We start from the raw sequence: 22368 nt of genomic DNA, 5'->3' as shown, positions 1-22368 counted from the left end.
ATGCGGGGGAGAGATCAGCCTTAGTATCGCTGCGTGGGTGATCGAGCACACTTCGTGATCAAACGGCGGGGCTCATGGAGCCTGCGCTACTCCCCGTGGGCCGGCTACGACCTGGAGCTGGAGCTGCTGCCCGGCCCCCGCGCCGGCGTCGGGTTCGCCGAGCGCCTGCAGCCCGACACCGCCTTCATGAACGAGGTCCTCTGCACGGGGGCCGCTCTCGCCGACGTGGACGAGCGGCGGCTGCTGTGGTTCTCGCCGTGCCGCGCCGACCCCTCCTACCGGCTGGCGACGCTGCGGGTGCTGGCCAGGACCTGGCCGGGCTGGCGGGTCGAGTGGGCCTACGACGGCCTCGCCGACCTGGTGCGGGCCGTCGGCGAGGACCCGGCCGGGGTGGCCGCGCCCAGGTCGGTGCCCGTCCCGCCCGGCGTGCGCACGCCCGAGGAGCTCAGGGCCAGGATGCCGATGCTCTGGCTCGACCCCGGGGTCTACCCGCCCGGCAGCCGCCTTCCCCCGGCCCTGCCCACCTGGCCGGACACGCTGCGGCGGGCCGCACCGGGCGAGCCGGTGTGCCTGGTCACCGTCGCCCGCGGCGGCGTCGTGCGCGGCTACCCGGTCAGCCCGCCCGCCGACGCCGTCATCGGCCACGGGCCCGCCTCGCTGGAGGCGTACGCGACCTGGATGCCCGTCAGGTCCTGGCCGCACGCGCCGTCGGCGGGGATCCACCTCGACGCGGACACGCGCACGGCGGGCGTGTGGACGACGCGCGACCTCGCCCAGGTCCTCCCCGAGATGCCGGCGCTGTGGCCCGGCTGGCGCTGGGAGCCCTGGCAGGACCGGCACGCCGAGCAGCTGCGCCGCTGCGCCCCCGCCGTCACCTTCCCCGAGCCGTCGCTGAAGGCCGGCCTGCTCACTCTCGCCGCGGCCTTCCACGAGCACCGCCGAGGCGACCGCGCCACGCGCGGGATCAGCGCCCTGCTCGGCTTCACCGGCGTGCCTCCCGCCCCGGCGGCGGGCGGGCCGGGAGGCGAGCACGCCACCGTGCTGGAGATCATCGAGGAGCTGCACGCGTGATCGGAACTGTCGGGGGCCGCCGCTAGGGTTCCGGCATGTGGGAGGACCTGCTCAAGATCGTCAGGGCCGGTGACACCGCCGGCGCGGTCCGGTTCGTCGGCGGGCTCGGCGACGCCGGGCGCAAGGCCGTCGCCGCCGAGCTGCCCGGTTACGTGGCCGCGCGGTCGCGGTCGATGGACGGCCCGTGGCAGTGGCAGCGCGAGCTCGCGCCGCTGGTCGTCGCGGGTGTCGGCTGCCTCGGCGGTGCCGCGGCCGTGACCGCGTGGGTGTTCCGGCGTGACTTCCGGTGGCGCACGGAGGACGCCGGGGAGCCCCGGCGCATCCTCGACCTCGTGCGTGACCGGCCCGCGCCGTGGCGGGAAGACCTCGCCAGGCGGATGACCGCCCGGCTGCGGGTGACCGACGGCGACCGCGAATGGCAGATCGTCGCCGCGCTCGTCCGCGACACCGGGATCGAGCCGCCCGCCAGCGACGAGCTCGTCCTCGGCTGGCTGCGCGGGCTCCACACGGTCGAGGTCGCGGCCGATCCGCTGTTCCCGCACCTGGCGCCGCGCATCTTCGAACCGCCGGGCCTGGCCGAGGCGTTCGGGCCGTGGCAGGCCGAGACGGTCGCGGCCCTGGTCGAGTCGGGGCTGCTGGAGCGGGCCGCCGTCCTCGACGGCGTCGTCGGCCGGCTGCTGCGCGACGGGCCGGCCGGGCCGCCCGCGCTGGCCGGCCTGCACGACTCGCTGGCGCCCACCCTCGACGAGACGGCGGAGCGGGTGCGCGACTACGCGGCGCTGCTCCCCGTCGCGCCGCCCGCCGTGGCCGCCCTGGCGCGGGCGCGGCTGCGGCTGCTGGACGACGCCGGGCGGCTGGGCGACGAGCTGTTCGCCGAGGCGATCGGCGGGCTGGCGTTCCGGACCGAGAAGGAGCTGGTCAAGGCCGCCGTCACCTGGGCCGACGAGGCCATGACGCGGGCCCCTGGCCGGGCGGGCGCGGCGCTCGGCGCGCTCGCCCCGATCTTCAAGCAGGATGCGCTCGACCTCCAGGGGCGCGCCGTGCGGGCCGCCGTGAAGCACGCCGCGCACGCGGGTGCCGAAGGGCGCGCGGCCGTGCTGGAGGCGGCCGGAGCGCTGCCCGCCGACCTGCGCGCGCAGATCTCCGCCGCCTACGACGCGACGGTCGAGGAGGAGCTTCCCGAGACGCCCGCGCTCGTCGCCGGTCCCGCACCGGAGCTCCCCGCCGCGATCGCGTCGGCCGGCGAGCTCGCACGGGAGGTCGCCGACGTCGACTGGCGGCTCGGGCCGTGGGGGTTCGAGCGCGTCCTGGCCGCGCTGGCCGAGTGGACCGGCCGTGACCGCCCGGCGCTCCGCGAGGCGCTGGGGGAGCGGTGGCGCGCGCACGTCCCCGAATACTTCGGCCACCGCGGCCGGCTCCGCTACGAAGGCATCCCCGAGACGTTACGCCGCGCCGTCCTGGCCGCCGTGGCGCCGGAGGCCAGCCGCGAGCTGTCGGCCGCCCTGGCGGCGACGGAGGTGCAGGCCCCGGCGCGTGACGCGTTCGAGCGCCTGTTCCAGCGGCGGGCGCTCGAGCTCGTCGCGCCCTTCGAGTCGGGGGCCCGCTATCCCGTCCTGCTCGCCACGCCCACCTCCGGCACCGGCCACGTCGACCCCGCCACCCTGCTCGACCGGCTCCAGCGGCTGGCCGACGCGGGCGCCGAGCCGCTGCCCGCCGACCTGGAGCAGGCGCTGCTCCGGCTGCCCCGCGACGTCGCCCCGGCCGTCCTGGCCCGGGCCCGCGCGCTCACCACCGACGCCGGGCGGGCCTGCGCCGCCTGGATGGGCGGCGCGATCCCGGGCGATCCTGAGATGCGGTGCGAGGTGGAGACGCGGGTCAGCTACGGAAGCGTCTACACCAAGGTGACCACGACGCTGACACCGCCGGGCGAGACGGTGCCGGAGTCGCTGCGCGGCCTGTTCGGCATCGACGACGGGCACGACCGGCTCGGCTGGCGGGCGCTCGTGCTCCCGTCGCACCGCGACGTCGTGGCCGCCCACCTCGCCCCGCACCTGGCGGTGTGGCTCGACAGCACCCACGACCCGCAGGTCACGCTGCTGGCCGGCCTCCCGCACGCCGGCGGGCCCGTGGGCACCGGCATGGCCTACGCGCTCACCTTCGTCATGGGCCACTCCGCCGCCGCCGACCGGGCCGTCGCGGTCGACGCGCTCATCACGCTGGCCGCCCGCGACCAGGTGCCCGCCGCCGCCCTGGGCGCCGCGGTCGCCCACCTCGTGCGGTCCGAGGTCGTCAAACTCAACCGGGTGATCGCCGCGCTCGACGAGGTCACGCTGAGCGGCGGGCACGCGGCGGTGTGGGCGGTGATCGCGGCCACGCTGCCTCGCCTGCTCCCCGCCGACGGCGCCCGGCCCCGCGCCGGCCTCCCCGACCTCCTCGCCGCCGGCGCCCGAGCGGCCCGCGCCTGCAAGGCCGGCGGCGCCGGGACGGCGGGATCGCCGGGCGGCATCCCGGAGCTGGCGGCGCTCGCGGCACGCAAGGGGACCACCCGTTTCGTCCAGGAGGCGCGCCGGCTGCACCAGGTGCTCACCGGCTGACGTCCTGCCCCTGTTCACGGCGAACCACCCCTGACCCTGCGACGGCTCAGGGGTGACGGGCGAAGAGGCCCGCTGCTCAGCTGTAGGCCTCTCGCTGGGCTTCGACGCGCTGCTGGTCGTCCGCGAGCACGACGCCGTCGACCATCACCTGGTCGAGCGGGTGCTCGTGGAGGAACGTGATGAACCACGGCAGCCCGTAAGCCTTGGCGACCGCCGTGTTGAGCTTCTTCGTCATGGTGCGCTTGACGTCGGCGCCGACACCCTCGGGGACGTGCGCGACGAACGCGGGCCTGGCCGGCTCGGAGCCGAGGAGCCCGTTCTGGCTCACGCTGTCCAGGGGCCACTCGCGCAGGAAGATCCGGGTGTCGTCGGGGAACGGGTAGGCCTCGCTCATGGCTTCGTAGATCGCCTTCACGAGCTCCCGCTTCGTCGTGAGATCGGCGCCGGTGGGCACGTCGAGGTATCCGATGGGCATGTCCTTCTCCTGTTCTCCGGGGAGGCAAGCCGCCCTCCCGGCTTTCCGGTACTTCCTAAAAGAAAGTATCTACTGTCTATAGGCTAGTGACAATGTGGTCAAGAGAGAGTCGTCGCGAGTATGGTGGGAACCATGGCGACGAACCGTCGATACGGTGATGGGTGCGCGATCGCGACCGCGCTCGACCAGGTGGGCGAGCGGTGGACCCTGCTGATCGTCCGCGAACTCCTGCTCGGGCCGAAGCGGTTCACCGACCTCCAGGCCGGACTGCCGAACGTGGGTCCCAAGGTGCTGGCGCAGCGACTGCGGGAACTGGACGGTTCCGGCGTCGTGCGGCGGCGCACCCTGCCCCCTCCGGCCGCCTCACAGGTCTACGAGCTGACCGAATGGGGTGCCAAGCTCGATTCCGTCGTGGTCGCACTGGGACAGTGGGGTGCGCTGGCGCCGGAACGGTCCGCCGGCCCGGTGAGTGCGGACTCGGCCGTGATCAGGTTGCGCAGCCTCTTCAGCCCGCGGCCGGAGCGGTCCTGGACCGCCACCTACGAGATCCGCCTCGGCCGCGACCGCTTCACCGCCCGGGTGGCCGGCGGCAGGCTCGTCGACACGAGACGCGGGGAGCCGCACGACCCGCCGGACACGATCATCGACTCCGACCCCGGCACCCTGTCCGGCGTGCTCGGCGGTCAGGAGGATCTCGCCGAAGCCGTCGCCGACGGGCGGCTCGTCATCACCGGTGACGACAACGCCGGGCGCCGGCTCTTCGAGGCCGCGCGGATCTGACCACGTCCGCTCCCGTGAGCGGGAGGTGGGAAAGGCCCGGTGAACCCGCGGACCGGATCAGGCGGATTCGCGGATGACGAGCTCGGTGGGGAGTATGACCGGGTCCACCCTGGGGGCGCCGTCGATGAGGGCCAGCAGGAGGTCGACGGTCTTGTTGGCGACCTCGGCCAGCGGCTGGCGGATCGTGGTGAGCGGCGGGTGGGTGGACGTGGCCACCGACGAGTCGTCGAAGCCGCCCACCGCCACGTCGCCCGGCACCGAGCGGCCGGCGGCGCGCAGCGCGGCCAGCGCCCCGGCGGCCATGAGGTCGGAGGCGACGAAGACGGCGTCGAGGTCGGGTGAGCGGTCCAGCAGCTCGGTCATCGCGCGCTCGCCGCTGGCCTGGGTCCAGTCGCCGTGCGCGATGAGCTTCTTGGTGGCCTTGCGGCCCAGCACGTCGGCGAACCCCTCCAGGCGCTGGATGCCGCCCGGGGTGTCCATCGGCCCGGTGATCATGGCGATGCGCCGCCGGCCCTGGCTCACCAGGTATTCGGTCATCTGCCGGGCGCCGAGCCGTTCGTCGGTGGCGGCGTACGGGATGACGGTCTCGCGGCCGATCACGGCGCCGCATGAGACGGCGGGGGTGCCGGAGCCGAGCGCCCCGACCAGCGGGTCGCCCGCGTGGGTGGAGACGAGCAGCACCCCGTCGGCGTGGCCGCCGCGCACGTAGCGGACCACCCGCTCGCGGTCGCCCTCGTCGCCGGCGAGCATCATCACCAGCGACAGGTCGCGCTCGGCCAGCCGCCGGACGGCGACCCGGATGAGCGTGCTGTAGTTGGGGTCCTCGAACAGCTTCTCGTGCGGCTCCGACAGCACCATCGCCACGGAGCCGGTGCGCTGGGTGACCAGGCTGCGCGCGGCCCGGTTGACCACGTAGCCCGTCTCGGAGATCGCCCGCTCGACGGCGACCCGGGCGGCCGGGCTGACGTAGCGGTCGCCGTTGAGCAGCCGCGACACCGTGCCGCGGGAGACGCCCGCGGCGGCGGCGACGTCGTGGATCGTGGGGCGTTTCATTTGACGGCTCCGGAGGACAGGTCGGTCCTCCAGTATCGCTGCATCGTGAGGAAGAGCGCGATCAAGGGGATGATCGACAGCAGCGCGCCGGTGAGGATCAGGTTGTACAGCGCCGGCTGGTTGGCCCCCGCCTGGAGCAGCGTGAAGAGCCCGACCGTCAGCGGGAACTTGCCGTCGTCGCCCAGCATGATGAACGGCAGCAGGAAGTTGTTCCAGATGGCCACGAACTGGAACAGGAAGATCGTCACCATGCCCGGCGTCATGAGCGGCATCGCCACCCGCGTCATCAGCCGCAGCTCGCTCGCCCCGTCGAGCCGTCCGGCCTCCAGCAGCGAGTCGGGGACGGCCGCGGTGGCGTAGATGCGGGCCAGGTAGATGCTGTACGGGTGCAGGATCTGCGGCAGCAGGACCGCCCAGTACGTGTCGGCCAGCCCGACCTTGGCGAACAGCAGATACTGCGGGATGGCCAGCACCACGGCCGGCACCAGGATGCCGCCGATCAGCAGGTTGAAGATGAGCGTCCGGCCGGGGAAGCGATACTTGGCCAGCGCGTACCCGGAGATCGCCGACACGGCGGTCGACAGCAGCGCGCCGCCGCCCGCGTACACGAGGGTGTTGACCAGCCACAGCCAGAACACCCCGTCGCGGTAGGCGAACAGCTCGGTCACGTTGGACAGGAACCCGGTGCCGAACGCCAGCGTCGGGGTGGTGAACAGCTCCGCCGGCGACTTGGTCGAGGCGATGAGCACCCAGCTCACCGGGAACAGGCAGTAGATCGCGCCGAGCAGCAGCAGCCCGGTCGGCGCGAGGCCGGTGAGCCGGCGAGAAGCGTTGGCGGCCATCAGCCCTCCCCGAAGGCGCGATCGCGGACCACGCGCAGGAATGCGAACGACAGGACGATCGAGATCGCCGCGATGACGATCGAGGTGGCCGCCGCCGAGTACAGGTCGCCGGTGACGAACGCGTCCCGGTACACCTTCATCAGCGGGCTCCACGTCGAGCTGATCGTGTTGGTCAGCGGCCGCAGCGTGGCCGGCTCGGTGAACACCTGGATCGTCGCGATGATCGAGAACACCGTGGTCAGGATGATCGCCGGCACCAGCATCGGGATCTTGATGCGGAGCGCGATCTGCAGCTCCGAGGCGCCGTCGAGCCGGGCTGCCTCGTAGTAGTCGCGGGGGATGGCCCGCAGCGTGGTGTAGAGCACGAGCATGTTGAACCCGACCCCGCCCCACACGGCCACGTTCGCCATCGAGTAGGTGACGGTCGTCGCGCCGAGCAGGTCCACGTCGAACACCGCCCGGATCGGGCTGAGCGACGGCAGGTAGAGGAACCCCCACAGCAGCGTCGCCGCCACGCCGGGCACCGCGTACGGCAGGAAGATCGCGATCCGGCTGAAGCGCGCCAGCCGCACCCGGGCCGAGTCCAGCAGGAGCGCGAACAGCAGCGCCAGCCCGAGCATCACGACCAGCACGAGCGCGCCGTAGCCGAGCACCCGCAGCCAGCCGGCCCACAGCTCGCCGTCGGAGATCGCGGCGGCGAAGTTGTCGAAGCCGACGAACACCTCACGCCGCGCCCCCTTGCCCAGGCCCAGCCCGGACACCCGGGTGCGGCGCATGGCCAGGTAGACGGTGTAGCCGATGGGCAGCGCCAGGAACAGCGCGAACAGCACCATCGCCGGGGTGAGGATCAGGTACGGGGCCAGTGAGGGGCGGCCGCGGGGCCGCCGCCTCTTCGCGGTGCTCGTCATGACGCGATCTGGAACCCGGACTTGCGCATGTCGGCGACGGTGGCGTCCTGCATGCCCTGGACGGCGTCGGCGAACGGGGTGCCGTTCTGCAGCGCCTTGTCGAAGCCGTCCTTGAAGGCGTTGTACGTGACGCTCACGTTCGGCCCGAACGTGAAGCCGCGCGCGCCCGCCGACACCGTGGCCGCCTGCTGCCAGAAGTCGGGCTGGCTGGCGAAGTATTCAGGCGCCGTGCCGAGCGCGGCCTGGGCCTTGGCGGCGGCCGGGTAGATCGCGGCCTCCTTGACCAGCAGGTCGAGCGCCGCCGGGTCGGTGTTGAGCCAGGTGGCGAACTGGGTGGCGGCCGCCCGGTGCGGCGACTTCGACGCCACCGCCACCGACGAGCCGCCCCAGAAGCCGCTGTAGTTCTCGCCCGCGTTCCACTGGGGGAGCGGCGCGACGGCCCACTTGCCCTCGGCCTTGGGCGCATTGCTCGACAGCACGCCCGGCGCCCACACGGCCGACGGCCAGGTCAGCAGCTTGCCGTCGTTGAGCGCCTTGTTCCACTCGGGGGTGAAGTACGGCATGTCGTCGATGGCGCCCTCCTTGACCAGGCCGTCCCAGAAGGCGGCGACCTTGCGGGTGGGCTCGTCGGCGACGTTCACCTTCCAGGACTCGCCGCTGATCGACCACCATTGCGCGCCGGCCTGCTGCGCCAGTCCTGTGAACGCTCCCGGATCCTTGCTGGAGAACGTGCCGAGGTAGACCTTCGGGTCCTTCTTGCGCACGGTCCGCGCCGCCTCGCCGTACTCCTGCCAGGTCTTCGGCACCTCGATGCCGTACTTGTCGAACAGGTCCTTGCGGTAGAAGAGCATCATCGGGCCGCTGTCCTGCGGGATGGCGTAGACGGCGTCGGTGCCGAGGGTGACCAGGCCCCACACGCCCTCGCCGAACTCGCCCTTGACCGGCTCGGTCTCCGCCTTCAGGTCGGCCACCGCGTCGGCCGCGATGAACGACGGCAGGTGCTGGTACTCGGCCTGGACCAGGTCCGGCGGATTGCCCGCCTTGGTGGCGGTGAGGAACTTGGCGGCCGCGTCGTCGCCGCCGGCCTGCTTGCTGACCGTCACCTGGATGTCCGGGTGCGCCTCGTTCCAGACCTTGACGATCTTGTCCATGTTGGGGGCCCAGGTCCAGTACGTCAGCTTCACCGGGCCGGCCGGTGCCGTCGCGGGCGCCGCCTCCGGAGTGGGCTCGCTCGCGCCGCAGGCGGCCGTCGACAGGGTGAGCGCGGCGGCCAGGACGGCTCCGAGGCGTTGGGTGCGCATTGCCTACCTCCAGAAGGCTCTGTGAACGTGCACAGACTGGAACAGACGCACATACCCGTCAAGGCTCGTTATGTTCTCGTTAACCTTGGACCCCGTCTAGCCCGGAGGGACGTCAGGCGCTACTGTGCACGTTCACAGAAGCAGTTTCAAAGGGGGATCGATGTATCCGGAGCGTCCGGCCGGTATCGCCTACGGCGGGGACTACAACCCCGAGCAGTGGCCGCGCGAGGTCCAGGAGGAGGACGTCGCCCTCATGCGGGAGGCCGGCGTCAACCTCGTCAGCCTCGGCCTGTTCTCGTGGGCGCTGATGGAGCCCGCCGAGGGCCGCTACGCCTTCGGCTGGCTGGACGAGATCATCGACCGGCTGCACGCCGCCGGGATCGCGGTCGACCTGGCCACGCCGACCGCCGCCCCGCCCGCCTGGTTCGTCGCCGGCCACCCCGACGTCCTGCCGGTGACCAGGGACGGCATCCGCATCGGCTTCGGCGGCCGGCAGAGCGCCTGCTCCAGCGCGCCGGCCTTCCGCGCGGCCACCGCCCGCCTGGTCCGCGCGCTCGGCGAGCACTACCGCGACCATCCGGCCGTGGTCATGTGGCACGTGCACAACGAGTACGGGGCGCCGCTCGGCGAGTGCTACTGCGAGCACAGCCTGGTCGCCTGGCGTGACTGGCTGCGGCGCACGTACCTGGACCTGGGGGCGCTCAACGAGGCGTGGGGCACCACGTTCTGGGGCCAGCACTACACCGAGTGGCACCAGATCGACCTGCCCGGCTTCAACCACACGGTGGTGAACCCGGCCCAGCGCCTGGACTTCGCCCGCTTCAGCGACGCCGAGCACCGCGAGCACTACATCCTGCAGCGCGACATCCTCAGCGAGCTCACCCCCGGCCTCCCGGTGACCACGAACTTCGCCGGCACCGTCAACTGCAAGTCCGCCGACCTGTGGCAGTGGGCGCGCGAGCTCGACGTGATCGCCAACGACCACTACCTGAAGGCCGAGCGGCCCGACAACCACATCGACCTGGCCATGTCCGCCGATCTGGCCCGGTCGGTGGCCGGCGGGGAGCCGTGGATGCTCATGGAGCACTCGGCGGGCGCGGTCAACTGGCAGCCGCGCAACATCGCCAAGCGGCCAGGCGAGATGCGCCGCAACAGCCTCGCGCACGTCGCCCGGGGGTCGGACAGCGTGCTGTTCTTCCAGTTCAGGGCCTCGCGGTTCGGCGCGGAGAAGTTCCACTCCGGGATGGTGCCGCACGCCGGGACGAGCTCGCGGCAGTGGCGCGAGGTGGTCGAGCTGGGCGCCGACCTGCGCCGGCTGGCCGGGGTCCGGGGCAGCCGGGTCGAGGCCGAGGTGGCCGTGGTGTGGGACTGGGAGTCGTACTGGGCGCTGGAGCTGGACTGGCGGCCGTCGGTCGACCTGACGTTCCGGGAGCGGGTGGACGCCTTCTACGAGGCGCTGTGGCGGGAGCACGTCACGGTGGACTTTGTCCACCCTTCCGCTGATATTTCGGGATATCGGGTGGTGGTGGCACCGAGCGCGTACCTGCTCGCCGAGTCCTCCGCCAAGAACCTGCACCGCTACGTCGAGGCCGGCGGCCACCTGCTCGTGTCGTACTTCTCCGGCATCGTGGACGAGCACGACACCATCCACCCCGGCGCCCACCCGGGCGCGCTGCGCGAGGTGCTCGGCCTGTCCGTCGAGGAGTTCCACCCGCTGCGCGAGCACGAGACCGTGGCCGTCGACGGCTTTCCCGGGAAGATCTGGTCCGAGCGGGTCAACCTCGCCGGGGCGCGGTCCGTACGCGACTTCACCGGCGGGCCGGACGCCGGGCACCCCGCCGTCACCCGGCACGACCTGGGCGCCGGCAGCGCCTGGTACCTGGCCACCGCGCCCGTCACCGGCCTGCGCGAACTGCTCGGCGAGGTGCTCGACCACGCCGGCGTGACCCGCCCGCGCGGCCTGCCCGACACCCTGGAGCTGGTACGGCGAGGCCGCCACCTGTTCCTCATCAACCACGGCGGCGAGCCGGTGACGGTGGCGGGGGTGACCGGCACGGCGCTGCTCGACGGGACCCGGTGCGACGGATCGGTCACCGTCGCGGCCGGGGCCGTCTCGGTCGTCCTGGACGACACCCCCCACCAAGGAGAACCCGGATGAAACGCGCCCTGATCGCGCTGCTCTGCCTCGTCACCCTCGGCGTCGCCGCGCCCGCGCCCGCGCACGCCGAGCGCCCGTTACCGGTCCGCGGCGCCGACGTCTCCAGCCTCGCCAAGTCCGAGGCGCTCGGCGGCGTCTACCGCGACGCGCGCGGCCGGCCCGGCGACGCGCTGCGCATCCTGTCCCGCGCCGGGCTGAACTACATCCGGCTCAAGGTCTGGGTGCACCCGGCCGACGGCTACAACACCAAGACGCGGGTGCTCGCCGTCGCCCGCAGCGCCAGGGCGGCCGGGCTGCGGCTGCTCGTCGACTTCCACTACTCCGACACCTGGGCCGACCCCGGCAAGCAGTACAAGCCCGCCGCCTGGGAGGCGCTGCCGCCGGACGAGCTGGCCCGGGCCGTGTACGACCACACCTTCGACGTGCTGGACGCGCTGCGCCGCCAGGGCACCCCGGCCGACATGGTCCAGATCGGCAACGAGATCAACGGCGGCCTGCTGTGGCCCGACGGCTCCAACGCCGACTGGGCGGGCACCGCCCGGCTGCTCAAAGCCGGTTACGACGCGGTCAAGGCCGTCTCCGAACGCACCCGGGTCGTGCTGCACCTGGCCAACGGCGGCGACAACGGCCTGTACCGGTGGTGGTTCGACAACGCCGCCGCGCACGGCATCCGCTACGACGTGATCGGCCTGTCGTACTACCCGTACTGGCACGGCACGCTGGACGCCTTCCGCGCCAACATCAACGACGTCGCCACCCGCTACGGCAAGCCCGTCGTCGTGGTGGAGACCGGCTACCCGTTCACCACGGCCGACGACGACGGCTGGGAGAACCTCATCGTGTCGCCCGAGCCGTACCCCGGCTACCCGGCCACCCCCCAGGGCCAGGCGGCGATGCTGCGCCAGGTCGCCGACATCGTCCGCGACGTGCCCGGCCGTCTCGGCCTCGGCGTGTTCACCTGGGAGGCCACCTGGACCGGCGTGCCGGGCAACGGCTGGGACCCGGCCGACCCGTCCACCGGCAACGCCTGGGAGAACCAGGCGCTGTTCGGCTTCGACGACCGGGCGCTGCCCGCCATGACCGCGCTCGGCCGTTCCTAAACGGGCGTCACCAGCTCCCGGTAGTCCTCGTTCCACAGGTCCTCCTCCGCCTCCGGCAGCAGCAGGACGCGGCCCGGGCGCAAGGCGTCGACGGCACCCTCGTCGTGGGTGACCATCACGATCGCCCCCGGGTACGAGCCGACCGCCGCCAGCACCTCGTCCCGGGAGGCCGGGTCAAGGTTGTTGGTCGGCTCGTCCAGGAGCAGCACGTTCGCCCCGGAATGCACCAGCCCGGCCAGCGCCAGCCGCGTCTTCTCGCCGCCGCTCAGCACCCCGGCCGGCTTGGCGGCGTCGTCACCCGAGAACAGGAACGCGCCCAGCACCCCCCGCGCCTCGCCGTCGGTCAGGTGCGGGGCAGCCGCCGCCAGGTTCTCCCGGACGGTCCGCGCCGGGTCGAGCGTGTCGTGCTCCTGGGCGAAGTACCCCAGCCGCAGCCCGTGCCCGCGCACCACCCGGCCGGAGTCCGGCCGCTCCGCACCGGCCAGCAGACGCAGCAGCGTCGTCTTGCCCGCGCCGTTCAGGCCGAGGACGACCAGGCGGCTGCCCCGGTCCACGGCCAGGTCGACGCCGTCCAGCACCCGGCGCCCGCCGTAGGACTTGGCCAGGCTGACCGCGCCCAGCGGGATTCGCCCGCACGGGGCCGGCTCGGGCAGCCGGATCCGCGCCACCCGCTCCGACCGGCGGGCCGGCTCCAGCTCGGCCAGCATCCGGTCGGCCCGGCGTGCCATGCTCCTGGCCATCACGGCGGTCGCCGAGCGGGCCTTCATCCGGTCCGCCTGGGTGTGCAGGGCGGCGGCCTTGCGCTCGGCGTTCGCCCGCTGCCGGGCACGCCGCCGCTCGTCGGACTCCCGCTGCGCCAGATAGGCCCGCCGGCCGGTGTTGTGCACGTCGATCGTGGCGCGGTGCGGATCCAGGTGGAAGATCCGGTTGGCGACCGCGTCCAGCAGCGCGGTGTCGTGGCTGACCAGCACCAGGCCGCCCTGGTGACCCTGCAGGAAGCCGCGCAGCCAGGCGAGCGAGCCGGCGTCCAGGTGGTTGGTCGGCTCGTCCAGCAGCAGGACGCCGTCCTGGCCGGCGAACAGGATACGGGCCAGCTCGGCCCGCCGCCGCTGCCCGCCGGACAGCGTGGCGAGCGGCTCGTCCATCAGCCGGGCGGGCAGCCCCAGCCCCGCCGCGACCCTCGCGGCCTCCGCCTCGGCCGCGTACCCGCCGCCCGCCTGGAACGCGGCCTCGGCCCTGGAGTAGGCCGCCATGGCGCGCTCCAGCTCCGCAGTGCTCCCGGCAGTGTTCCCGGCCCTGGCCATCGCGGCCTCGGCCGCCCGCAACCGCGCGACCGCCTCGCCCAGCCCACGCGCGGACAGGATCCGCCCGGCGACGGTCACGGGCGCGCCCTGAGAAGGGACGCCGGCGCGGGCGTCCTGGGAGAGGTACGCGATCGGGCCGGTGGCGGTGATGGTGCCCGAGGCCGGGCGGGAATGACCGGCGAGCGCGGTCAGCAGGGTGGTCTTGCCCGCGCCGTTGCGGCCGACGAGGCCGACGCGGTCGCCGGGGGAGACGGTGAAGGACACGCCGGACAGCAGCAGGCGGGCACCCGCGCGCAGCTCGGCATCACGAACGGTGATCATGGGATGACGCTCCGAGAAAGCTAGAGAACACACTTCTGGCGTGGAAGCGGGTCCTCAGCTAGGAAACTCGGGGCGTAGACATGCCATCAGGTTACGCGATGTTGCCGCTTGGCCGCATATCGCGGGGCGTTTGCCGTAACGTCGGACGATCAGATCGCTGACGGAAGGAAGCGCATATGACGGCGCCGGACGAGCTGGAGCGGGCGGCCTACGAGGCCTGGGACCGCGAGGACTGGGACGGCGCCGCGCAGGGACTGACCGAGCTGGTGGCGCTGCTGCCCGACAGTGAGCGCAGCCCGGCCTGGTGGTTCGACCTGGCGCTGGCGCACAAGTTCCGCAAGGACTGGGCGCGGGCGTACGAGCTCGGCAAACAGGCGGCGGCCCGCTACCCGCGCGGCGAGCAGGAGCCGGCGTTCTGGAACCTCGGCATCGCCGCCACGATCATGCGCGACTGGGCCACCGCCAGGGACGCCTGGCAGGGCTACGGCCTGACGCTGCCGCCCGGCGACGGCGAGATCGACGCCGACCTCGGCCTGGCGTGCGTGCGGCTGGAGCCGGACGGCGAGCCGGAGGTCGTGTGGGTGCGGCGGGTGTGCCCGGCCCGGGCCAGGGTCGTCAGCGTGCCGCTGACGGCCGACCGCAGGTTCGGCGAGGTCGTGCTGCACGACGGCGCGCCCAGCGGGGAGCGGGTCGTCGACGGGGTCCGCTATCCGGTGTTCGACGAGCTGATGCTGTGGGCCACGTCCGACCTGCCGACGCTGTCGGTCACGGTCACCGCGAGCGGCGCGGACGTCGAGGAGCTCGCCGAGCTGTTCGCCGCCGCCGGCCTGGGAGCCGAGCCGGCCGGCAACGCGCGGGTGCTGTGCGCCTGCTGCGACGAGGGCAATGAGCGCGGCGAGGGCAATGAGCGCAGTGAGGGCGGCGAGGGCGGCGAGGCGCGGGATCGGCACGCCGGGGACGGCACCCGGCGGGTGTGGCTGGCGGCCCCGCCGGACAGGGCGGCCGAGCTGCTCGCCGAGTGGCGCGGGCGCGCCCCGGGGCGCGACTGGACGGGCCTGGCCGAGGCGCACGGCTGACCACGGCGGCTGGCACGGCCCGGCCCCACCAGGCAGGTCCGGCCGGTCAGGTCTCGGTGAGGAAGGCGCGCATGGCGGGCACGAGCTGCTCGTGCGCGTCCTCCAGGAGGTAGTGGCCGGCCCGAGGGCAGACGAGCACCCGGGCGGCGGGCAGGCGGCGCCGCCACTCGGCCAGCATGGCCGGGTCGAAGACCGGGTCGCGCAGCCCCCACCCGATGAGCGCCGGCAGCCGGGCGAGCCGGTCGAGCCGCCGGCCGGTCTCCTCCAGCAGCGGCCACGCCGGATCGCCCGGGCGCAGCGGGATGTCGTGCAGGAACCGCTGGACGGCCACCCGGTGCGCGGGCCGGTCGTACGGGGCGAGGAAGGCGTCGCGCACGTCGGCGGGCATGCGGGCGCGCACGCCGAGCGGACGCCAGGTGGCGCCGCGCGCGAACACGTTGTGCCGCAGGAGCAGCCGCGCCCCGAGCCGGGTGCGGCGCAGCAGCCACAGCGGCGCCCGCAGCGGGAGGCGCGGCCGCTCACCGTGCGGGTTGGGGAAGGCGGCCGTGTTGAGGACGACGAGCCGGGCGACGCGGCCGGGGTGCCGGCACGCCCACGCCATGCCGATCGGCCCGCCCCAGTCGTGCATGACGAGCGTCCAGCCCCGCCCGGGGGCGCCCCCCTGGGAGACGAGGTGGCCGATCAGCGCGTCGAGGTCGTCGACGCGCGAGGAGAGGGTGTGGTCGTAGTCCCCGGCGGCCGGTTTGTCGGACAGCCCCATGCCGAGGTGGTCGGGCGCGACGCAGCGGAACCGGTCGCGCAGCGCCGCGATCGGCCGCCGCCACAGGTAGCTCCAGGACGGGTTGCCGTGCACGAACAGCACCGGTGGTCCCGCCCCCTCGTCCACGTAGTGCTGGCGCAGCCCGCTCCGCGCGGGGTGGGCGTACCAGCGGGAGGTGAACGGATAGCCGGGGAAGCGGGTCACGGGGCCTCCGAGAGGTGGGCGGTCAGGCGTGCCAGTCCCTCGGCCATGCTCACGCGCGGCCGGTAGCCGAGGTCGCGGCGGGCGGCGGAGATGTCGAACCAGTGCGCCGTGGACGCCTGCTCCACCAGGAACCGGGTCAGCGGCGGCTCCCAACCGTCCCGCGCGCCGGCCAGCCGTTCCAGGACGCCGGCCGCCACCCGCACCGGCCCGGCCGGCAGCCGCCGCCGCACCGGGGGCACCCCGGCCGCCTTGAGCAGCGCGTTCACCCAGACGCCGAAGCCGCAGGGCTCGCCCTGCGTGATGAAGTACGCCCGCCCGCACAGCGGCGACCCTGGCCGCAGCCGGTCGAGGGCCAGCACGCAGGCGTCGGCCGCGTTGTCGACGTAGACGGTGTCGATCGTCTTGTCCGCCCTGCCCAGCAGCCACAGCCGGTGCCGGTTCGCCACGAACCGGGGCAGGAAATGCGGGTCGCCGGGCCCCCAGACGAGGTGGGGGCGCAGCGCGACGGCAGGGACGGGCCCGGCCAGCACCAGCCGCTCGGCCATGGCCTTGGTGCGCGGGTAGGCCGCCGGGAAGCGGGTGGCGTACGGGACGGACTCGTCCACGCCCTCCAGGTCGCGCCCGTCGTGGACGACGCTCGGCGACGACACGTGCACCAGCCGCGCGCCGCCGTCCGCGCACGCGTCCAGCACGTTGCGGGTGCCGTCCACGTTGACCTCCCGGAAGTCCCGGTACGCGCCGTACGCCCCGGCCTTGGCGGCGCAGTGGACCACGGCCTCGCACCCGTCCACGGCGGCGCGGACGGCCCTCGGGTCGCGGACGTCGGCCAGGTGCTGGGTGACGCCCAGCGGGACCAGCTCGGGATGCGGGCGGCGGTGCAGGGTGTGCACGGTGCCGCCGCGGGCGGCCAGGCGGCGGCACACGGCCAGGCCGAGGAAGCCGCCGCCGCCGGTCACCAGGACGTTCACCGGTGGGCCCCGCGCAGCCGCCGGGCCGCCCAGGCGGCGAGCAGGTCCCGGCGGATCTTGCTGTTGTGCCGGGCGTCCACCGGGAGACGCGGGTGGAACAGCACGTCACGCAGGCTCTCCGTGCGCGGGTGCCGCCCGGCCTCCGCCAGGATCGCGGCCCGTACGCGATCGCGCCGGAAGCCCGGCTCGGGCTCCACCACGAGGACCGGACGCGGGCCCGCGCCCACCAGCGCGACGCGGCGTGCCCCCGGCACCCCGGCCAGGAGCGTCTCGACGTGGTCGGTGCAGAGGTCGCGGCCGGAAGCGCGGACGCGCTCGGACTTGCGGCCGGCGAACCACAACCGGCCGCGCTCGTCCAGATGACCCAGATCGCCCATGCGGTGCCACACCCGGTCCCCGTCCGAAATCCTGGCCAGGGCGGTGGCCCGGGGGTCGTCCAGGTAGGGGTCGCTGACGGCTGGGGAGGAGACGACGATCTCCCCGACGACGCCGGGCGGCACCGGCAGGCCCTCGTCCCACCGGCCGATCGGCCCGTCGGTGACGCCGATGACGCGCGCCTCGACCCCCGGCAGGGGCAGGCCCAGGCACGTCCCCATCCCCGGGCAGGCGGCCCGCGCCGCCGCCAGCTCACGCCCCTCGATCGCGGCCACCGGCAGGCATTCGGTCGACCCGTACACCGACAGCACCCGCGCGTCGCCGGGCAGGCAGGCCAGCACGCGCTCCAGCGTCGGCAACGGCAGCGGCGCCCCCGCCACGGCCACCGTCTCCAGCGAGCCGAGCACCAGGCCGCGGCCCGCGCAGTACCGGGCCAGCCGGTCCAGCAGGGCGGGCGCGGCGAACATGGCCGACACCCCGTACCGGCCGATGTCGGCGGCCAGGGCGGCGGGGTCGAACCGCAGCGGGTGACGCGGGTCCAGGTCGGGGAGCACCGCGGTCGCGCCGAGCGCCGCCGCCCCCAGCGCGAAGGGGACGAACGCCGACAGCACCGCCGTGCCGGCCCGGATGACGTCCAGCCCGCCGAGCAGGTCGAGCTGCGCCGTCAGGTGCCGGTGCCGCAGCGGCACCCCCTTCGGCGGCCCCGTCGAGCCGGACGTGTACGCGATCAGCGCCAGGTCGTCCGGCCCGGGCGGCGGCACCTCCCGCCGCACCTGCGGTGGCGCGGCCCGGGCGGCGGCCCGCAGGGCGTCCAGTGTCGGCCCCGGCCAGAACCGGCGCGGCCCCACCGTGATCACGATGCGACTGGTGCGGCGGGCCCAACCCAGCGCCAGCCGGGCCGCCTGGGCGAGCGGCACGCCGATGAACGCCTCCGGCGCGGCCCTGTCCAGGCACCGCCGGACCGCCGCGTACGGCAGCCCCGGATCGACCATCACCGGCACCGCGCCGAGCCGCAGCAGCGACAGCGCCAGCACCCCGAGCTCCACTCCGGGGAACACCAGCAGCACCGTCCGCATGCCGGGCCGCACTCCGGCGAGCGACAGCGCGGCCGTCGTCTCCGCCACCGACCGGGCCGTCTCCCCGTAGCTGACCGCGCGGGGGGCCCGGCCGCCCACCTGACAGGCGACGGCGCCCGGCCGCTCGGCCGCCCAGCGCTCGGCCCGCGCCACCAGCTCGCTGACCGGCGTCACCACCGGACCACCACGATCCCGGCGCTGAACCCGCTCGCCAGCCCCACGAGCGCGACCAGGTCACCCCGCCGCACCCGCCCCGCCGCGACCGCCTGGGCGAGCTGCACCGGCAGCGTCGCCGCCACCAGGTTGCCGTGCTGGACGATGGTGACGACGACCTTGCCCTGCGGGATCCCGACGTGGTCGCAGAACTTCCACAGGGCCGGGAGCGACGCCTGGTGCACGCACACGACGGCGAAGTCGTCCCAGGTCAGGCCGAGGGCGGCGAGCGGATCGGTGAAGACGGCGTGGTCGGTCGCCTCGATGCCGCGCACCAGCTTGACCGCGTCGACGGTGAGCGGGCGGACGACCGGCCACTCGGCCGCGGGGTCGGAGGTCAGGTTGAGCATCGGCACGGTGGCCGCGTCCCACCCGCCGGACTGGGCGGCGAACCGGTGGCCGAGCACCCCGGGCTCGGCCGCGGCCTCAAGCAGCAGCGCGGCTCCCGCGTCCGACACCGTGTAGGCGGCCCCGACCGTCAGGAACTCGTCGGCGTCCGAGAGCGTCCACGGCATGAACGCGGTCGGCAGCTCACCGCAGCAGATCAGCACCCGCCGGTGCCGGCCCGCGGCGATCAGCGCCTGCGCCACCTGGATCGCGTTCAGCACGCTGTTGCAGGCGTTGCGCACGTCGAACACCGGGCACCCGGCCCCCAGCTTCGCCGCCACGATGTGCGCCGTCGCGGGCTCGACCAGGTCGATGCTCACCCCCGCGTAGAGGATCAGGTCGAGGTCGCGCGCGTGCAGCCCCTGCTCGGCCAGCAGTGCGCGGCCCGCGTGCACCGCCAGGTCCGACGGCCTCTCGTGCGGCGGGGCGAGGTGCCTGCGGCGCACCCCGCTGCCGTTGCGGATCACCCCCCGGGGCAGCTCCAGCCCCGGGTTGCGGGCGGCCAGCCGGTCCTCCAGCTCCAGGGTCGTCATCGTGGCCTCCGGCAGGTGGGCGGTCACCCCGGCCAGCCGGGTGTGTACTGCGGTCATGAAGTCTCCTCAGGAGGCCGGAGCCTGCAGTCCCAGGTGGAGGAGGACCGTCCGGGAGATGTCGGTGACGGTCCCGGCGCCGCGGATCAGCTCCATCGGCGGGATGTCCACCGCGAACGCGTGCCGCATGGACAGCAGGAGTTGCGTGGCCATGAGCGAGTCGAGGCCGTACTCGTCCAGCCGCCGGTCCGGGTCGATGTCGGCGGCCGGGACGAGCAGGACCGTGGACAGCAGCTCGGTGATCTGCTCGACGACGTACGCGTGGGCCTCGTCGCCGTTCATCGCGGCGAGCTTCGCCAGCAGGTCGACGGCGTCCGGCACCTGGTCAGCGCCGGGCGGCAGGACCGACGACAGCCACGGCCGCCGCAGACCGGGGAGCGTGCGCCGCAGCCGGGCCCAGTCGCAGCGGCCCACCGCCGCCACGTCGGCGCCGTCGGCCAGCATGCCGTCCACGGCGGCGAGCGCCGCGCCCGGCTCCATGGCGCCGATGCCGAGCCGTGCCAGCGCCTCCGCCTGCGTGCCGGTCGCCAGCACGCCGGTGCCGGCGAGCGCGCCCAGGCACACCGCGAGCGCGGGCAGCCCCCGGGCGCGCCTGCGCCTCGCCAGCGCCTCCAGGAACAGGTTCGCCGACACGTACGGCGACTGCCCGATGTTGCCGATCGTCGTCAGGGACGAGTACAGCACGAACGTCTCCAGCGGCAGCTCCGCCGTGAGCTCGTCCAGGACCAGCGCACCGGCCACCTTCGGGCGCAGCACCGCGCGGATCCGGTCGTCGGACAGGTCGGCCAGCGCGGCGTCGTCGAGGTGCATGGCGGCGTGCACGACACCGCGCACCGGGTGCCCGGCCGTGTCCAGCTCGTCCAGGATCTCCCGCACGGCGTCGCGGTCGGCGGCGTCGGCGGCGTACGCGGTGGCCTCCGCGCCGAGCTCGCGCAGCTCCTCCAGCAGCGCGGGCGCGCCCGGCGTGTCCGGGCCGCGCCGGCCGACGAGCGCCAGCCGCCGCACCCCGGCCCTCGCCAGGTGCCGGGCCGTGGCCGCGCCGAACCCGCTCAGCCCCCCGGTGACCAGGTAGGTGCCCTCGGGCCGCCGCCCCTCCGGCCGGTTCCGCACCAGGATCGGCTCGTCACGCGGGTCGAGCGAGACGACGACCTTGCCGATGTGCCGGGAGTGCCTCATCAGGGCGAACGCGTCGGCCACCCGCTCGGCCGGGAAGACGGTGTGCGGCAGCGGGTACGGGTCGCGTACGTGCAGGAGCGTCGCCACGTGCGCGGCCATCAGCGCCGGGTCCTTCCACATGAGCGTCCCCACGTCCACGCCGAAGAACGCGATGTTGTCGCCGAACGGCCGCAACGGCAGGTGCCTGCTCTCGTAGATGTCGCGCTTGCCCAGCTCGACGAAGCGGCCGCCGTGCCGCAGGCACTCCAGGCCGCGGCTGACGGCCTCCCCGGCCAGCGAGTTGAGCACGACGTCCACGCCGCGGCCGCCGGTCAGTTCCCTGACCTGCTCGGCGAAGCGCAGGCTGCGCGAGTTGAGCGCGTGCGCCGCCCCGAGCGCGCGCAGCAGGTCGCGCTTGGCCTCGCTGCCCGCCGTGGCGATCACGTGCGCGCCGGCGTGCCTGGCGTACTCCAGCGCGGCCAGCCCGACCCCGCCGCCACCGCCGTGCACGAGCAGCGTCTCGCCCTCCCGCAGCCGCGCGCAGTGGTGCAGCGCGTGGTAGACGGTCGAGTACGCCATCGGCAGCGTGACCGCCTCGGCGAAGGTCAGCGTGTCGGGGATGTGGGTGGCCGCCCACTCCTCGATCAGCGCGTGACTGCCGAACCCCACCGGCCCGGCCGCCGACACCCGGTCGCCCGGCCTCGTCAGGGTCACCCCCGGGCCCACGGCGATCACCGTGCCGGCGCACTCCAGGCCCAGCTCGTGGCCGCCGAAGACCGCCTCGACGGCCTCCGACGGCAGGAGGCCGACGGCGAACATGACGTCGCGGTAGTTCAGCCCGATCGCCCGTACCTCGACCAGCGCCTGTCCCGGTCCCGGCACCGGCAGGTCCGCCCGCTCCCAGCTGAGCCGGTAGGAAAGGCCGGGGTCGCGCACGGCGAGCCGGAAGGCGGGCGCGGGCGCGGCGGGAGCGGCCGGAGGCTCCGTCCTGACCAGGCGCGGCGCGAACCGTCCCTGCCGGGTCAGCAGGATCTCGTCGTCCTCGCCGGGCGACAGCAGCTCGGCCGCCAGCCGCTCCGCGTCGTGCCCCGCGTCGTGCCCAGCGTCGGCGCCGCGGTGCAGGCACACCCGCCGGGCCTCCAGCCGGGGCTGCTCGTTGCCGAGCGAGCGCACCGTCCCCCAGGTGGCGGCGTCCTCGGGGTGCGCGTCCGCGCCGCCCGGCCCCGGCTCGGGGAGCGCGCCGCACGGCCTGGCCACCAGCCACAGCCTCACCTTGAGGTTCTGCGGCAGCTCCTCGCAGGCCAGGGCGATCGCGCGGAGGGTGGCGGCCCGCCGGGTGATCAGCTCGACCGGGTCCCCGCCGTCCTCCCCGCCGCCGAGGACGAACGCGAACGTGACCGCCGCCTCCGCCGACGCGGCCAGCGCCGCCCACCCGTCGGGGTCATCGCCGGGCGGCACCACGTTCACCCGCCCGCCGCGCTCGCGCAGCAGCGCCCCCAGCCCGGCGGCGACCGCGTCCCCGCCGTCCTCGGCGACGACGACCCACGTGCCGTCCGCCTCCTGTACGTCCGCCTCCTGCCCGTCCGCCTCCTGCCCGTGCGCCGTCTCGCCGGGCGGGGGCTCTTCGAGGGACGGCGGCCGGTGGGCCGGGGTACCG

The 22368-nt window shown here is 74.4% G+C and carries 17 protein-coding genes; 6 read left to right on the top strand and 11 right to left on the bottom strand.

Annotated features, from left to right (window positions below; genetic code table 11):
• The first annotated feature begins 33 nt into the window (after nt 1-33).
• On the top strand, nt 34-1071 hold the full coding sequence (locus tag ADY59_RS23930; protein ID WP_156325690.1) for a hypothetical protein: 1038 nt from the start codon (nt 34-36) through the stop codon (nt 1069-1071).
• 35 nt (nt 1072-1106) lie between these two features.
• A complete protein-coding gene (locus tag ADY59_RS23925) occupies nt 1107-3665 on the top strand; it encodes a DUF7824 domain-containing protein (protein WP_049565775.1) in 2559 nt (852 codons plus the stop codon).
• Nucleotides 3666-3741: 76 nt separating this feature from the next.
• On the opposite strand, the gene ADY59_RS23920 is transcribed toward ADY59_RS23925, so the two are convergent.
• The gene (locus ADY59_RS23920; protein ID WP_049565772.1) at nt 3742-4140 is read right to left on the bottom strand and encodes a tautomerase family protein; all 399 of its coding nucleotides are present in this window, start codon (nt 4138-4140) and stop codon (nt 3742-3744) included.
• 132 nt (nt 4141-4272) lie between these two features.
• Here ADY59_RS23920 and ADY59_RS23915 point away from each other — a divergent pair, with 132 nt between their 5' ends.
• Nucleotides 4273-4920 (top strand): winged helix-turn-helix transcriptional regulator, encoded by a 648-nt coding sequence (locus ADY59_RS23915; protein WP_049565827.1) that lies wholly within the window; start codon nt 4273-4275, stop codon nt 4918-4920.
• A gap of 57 nt (nt 4921-4977) precedes the next feature.
• Here the strand turns inward: ADY59_RS23915 and ADY59_RS23910 are convergent, their stop codons facing one another.
• The 4 genes from ADY59_RS23910 to ADY59_RS23895 are packed head-to-tail and all read right to left on the bottom strand — an operon-like array spanning nt 4978 to nt 9024.
• The gene (locus ADY59_RS23910) at nt 4978-5973 is read right to left on the bottom strand and encodes a LacI family DNA-binding transcriptional regulator (RefSeq protein ID WP_049565770.1); all 996 of its coding nucleotides are present in this window, start codon (nt 5971-5973) and stop codon (nt 4978-4980) included.
• Entirely contained in the window at nt 5970-6815 is an 846-nt protein-coding gene (locus tag ADY59_RS23905; protein WP_049565767.1) for a carbohydrate ABC transporter permease, read from the bottom strand. The genes ADY59_RS23910 and ADY59_RS23905 overlap by 4 nt, the downstream gene beginning before the upstream one ends.
• Entirely contained in the window at nt 6815-7723 is a 909-nt protein-coding gene (locus tag ADY59_RS23900; RefSeq protein ID WP_049565764.1) for a carbohydrate ABC transporter permease, read from the bottom strand. Before ADY59_RS23900 ends, ADY59_RS23905 begins: the two co-directional genes overlap by 1 nt.
• A complete protein-coding gene (locus ADY59_RS23895; RefSeq protein WP_049565762.1) occupies nt 7720-9024 on the bottom strand; it encodes an ABC transporter substrate-binding protein in 1305 nt (434 codons plus the stop codon). The genes ADY59_RS23900 and ADY59_RS23895 overlap by 4 nt, the downstream gene beginning before the upstream one ends.
• A gap of 160 nt (nt 9025-9184) precedes the next feature.
• Between ADY59_RS23895 and ADY59_RS23890 the strand changes: the two genes are divergently transcribed.
• Nucleotides 9185-11182 (top strand): beta-galactosidase, encoded by a 1998-nt coding sequence (locus tag ADY59_RS23890; RefSeq protein ID WP_049565759.1) that lies wholly within the window; start codon nt 9185-9187, stop codon nt 11180-11182.
• Nucleotides 11179-12282, top strand: coding sequence for a glycoside hydrolase family 53 protein (locus ADY59_RS23885; RefSeq protein ID WP_049565757.1), 1104 nt, complete (start codon nt 11179-11181; stop codon nt 12280-12282). Before ADY59_RS23890 ends, ADY59_RS23885 begins: the two co-directional genes overlap by 4 nt.
• Here the strand turns inward: ADY59_RS23885 and ADY59_RS23880 are convergent.
• Nucleotides 12279-13907, bottom strand: coding sequence for an ABC-F family ATP-binding cassette domain-containing protein (locus ADY59_RS23880; RefSeq protein ID WP_197093817.1), 1629 nt, complete (start codon nt 13905-13907; stop codon nt 12279-12281). The genes ADY59_RS23885 and ADY59_RS23880 overlap by 4 nt on opposite strands.
• 176 nt (nt 13908-14083) lie before the next feature.
• Here ADY59_RS23880 and ADY59_RS23875 point away from each other — a divergent pair, with 176 nt between their 5' ends.
• The gene (locus ADY59_RS23875; RefSeq protein WP_049565755.1) at nt 14084-14983 is read left to right on the top strand and encodes a tetratricopeptide repeat protein; all 900 of its coding nucleotides are present in this window, start codon (nt 14084-14086) and stop codon (nt 14981-14983) included.
• Between the two features lie 46 nt (nt 14984-15029).
• Here ADY59_RS23875 and ADY59_RS23870 read toward each other — a convergent pair whose 3' ends face one another.
• The 5 genes from ADY59_RS23870 to ADY59_RS23850 all read right to left on the bottom strand — a co-directional run.
• Nucleotides 15030-15947 (bottom strand): alpha/beta fold hydrolase, encoded by a 918-nt coding sequence (locus tag ADY59_RS23870; protein WP_049565752.1) that lies wholly within the window; start codon nt 15945-15947, stop codon nt 15030-15032.
• Nucleotides 15944-16915 carry an NAD-dependent epimerase/dehydratase family protein gene (locus tag ADY59_RS23865; protein ID WP_049565749.1) on the bottom strand — a complete coding sequence of 324 codons (972 nt, stop codon included), beginning with the start codon at nt 16913-16915 and terminating at the stop codon, nt 15944-15946. Before ADY59_RS23865 ends, ADY59_RS23870 begins: the two co-directional genes overlap by 4 nt.
• Entirely contained in the window at nt 16912-18543 is a 1632-nt protein-coding gene (locus tag ADY59_RS23860; protein WP_049565747.1) for a fatty acid CoA ligase family protein, read from the bottom strand. The genes ADY59_RS23865 and ADY59_RS23860 overlap by 4 nt, the downstream gene beginning before the upstream one ends.
• Nucleotides 18537-19556 carry a 3-oxoacyl-ACP synthase III family protein gene (locus ADY59_RS23855; RefSeq protein ID WP_049565745.1) on the bottom strand — a complete coding sequence of 340 codons (1020 nt, stop codon included), beginning with the start codon at nt 19554-19556 and terminating at the stop codon, nt 18537-18539. Before ADY59_RS23855 ends, ADY59_RS23860 begins: the two co-directional genes overlap by 7 nt.
• A gap of 9 nt (nt 19557-19565) precedes the next feature.
• Nucleotides 19566-22368 (bottom strand): SDR family NAD(P)-dependent oxidoreductase (locus tag ADY59_RS23850; protein WP_156325688.1); only part of this gene is annotated, 2803 nt, incomplete at its 5' end.

It is taken from the genome of Nonomuraea sp. SBT364 (assembly GCF_001083785.1).
Lineage (GTDB): Bacteria > Actinomycetota > Actinomycetes > Streptosporangiales > Streptosporangiaceae > Nonomuraea.
The sequence above is the reverse complement of the archived record's forward strand: the minus strand, read 5'-3'. Positions and strand labels throughout refer to the sequence as shown.

Bases quoted from the DNA above. Each gene is read 5' to 3' on its own strand.
- ADY59_RS23920 (WP_049565772.1), bottom strand. From the start codon at position 4,140: ATGCCCATCGGATACCTCGACGTGCCCACCGGCGCCGATCTCACGACG.
- ADY59_RS23895 (WP_049565762.1), bottom strand. From the start codon at position 9,024: ATGCGCACCCAACGCCTCGGAGCCGTCCTGGCCGCCGCGCTCACCCTG.
- ADY59_RS23910 (WP_049565770.1), bottom strand. From the start codon at position 5,973: ATGAAACGCCCCACGATCCACGACGTCGCCGCCGCCGCGGGCGTCTCC.
- ADY59_RS23925 (WP_049565775.1), top strand. From the start codon at position 1,107: ATGTGGGAGGACCTGCTCAAGATCGTCAGGGCCGGTGACACCGCCGGC.
- ADY59_RS23875 (WP_049565755.1), top strand. From the start codon at position 14,084: ATGACGGCGCCGGACGAGCTGGAGCGGGCGGCCTACGAGGCCTGGGAC.
- ADY59_RS23915 (WP_049565827.1), top strand. From the start codon at position 4,273: ATGGCGACGAACCGTCGATACGGTGATGGGTGCGCGATCGCGACCGCG.
- ADY59_RS23880 (WP_197093817.1), bottom strand. From the start codon at position 13,907: ATGATCACCGTTCGTGATGCCGAGCTGCGCGCGGGTGCCCGCCTGCTG.
- ADY59_RS23900 (WP_049565764.1), bottom strand. From the start codon at position 7,723: ATGACGAGCACCGCGAAGAGGCGGCGGCCCCGCGGCCGCCCCTCACTG.
- ADY59_RS23885 (WP_049565757.1), top strand. From the start codon at position 11,179: ATGAAACGCGCCCTGATCGCGCTGCTCTGCCTCGTCACCCTCGGCGTC.
- ADY59_RS23890 (WP_049565759.1), top strand. From the start codon at position 9,185: ATGTATCCGGAGCGTCCGGCCGGTATCGCCTACGGCGGGGACTACAAC.
- ADY59_RS23855 (WP_049565745.1), bottom strand. From the start codon at position 19,556: ATGACCGCAGTACACACCCGGCTGGCCGGGGTGACCGCCCACCTGCCG.
- ADY59_RS23905 (WP_049565767.1), bottom strand. From the start codon at position 6,815: ATGGCCGCCAACGCTTCTCGCCGGCTCACCGGCCTCGCGCCGACCGGG.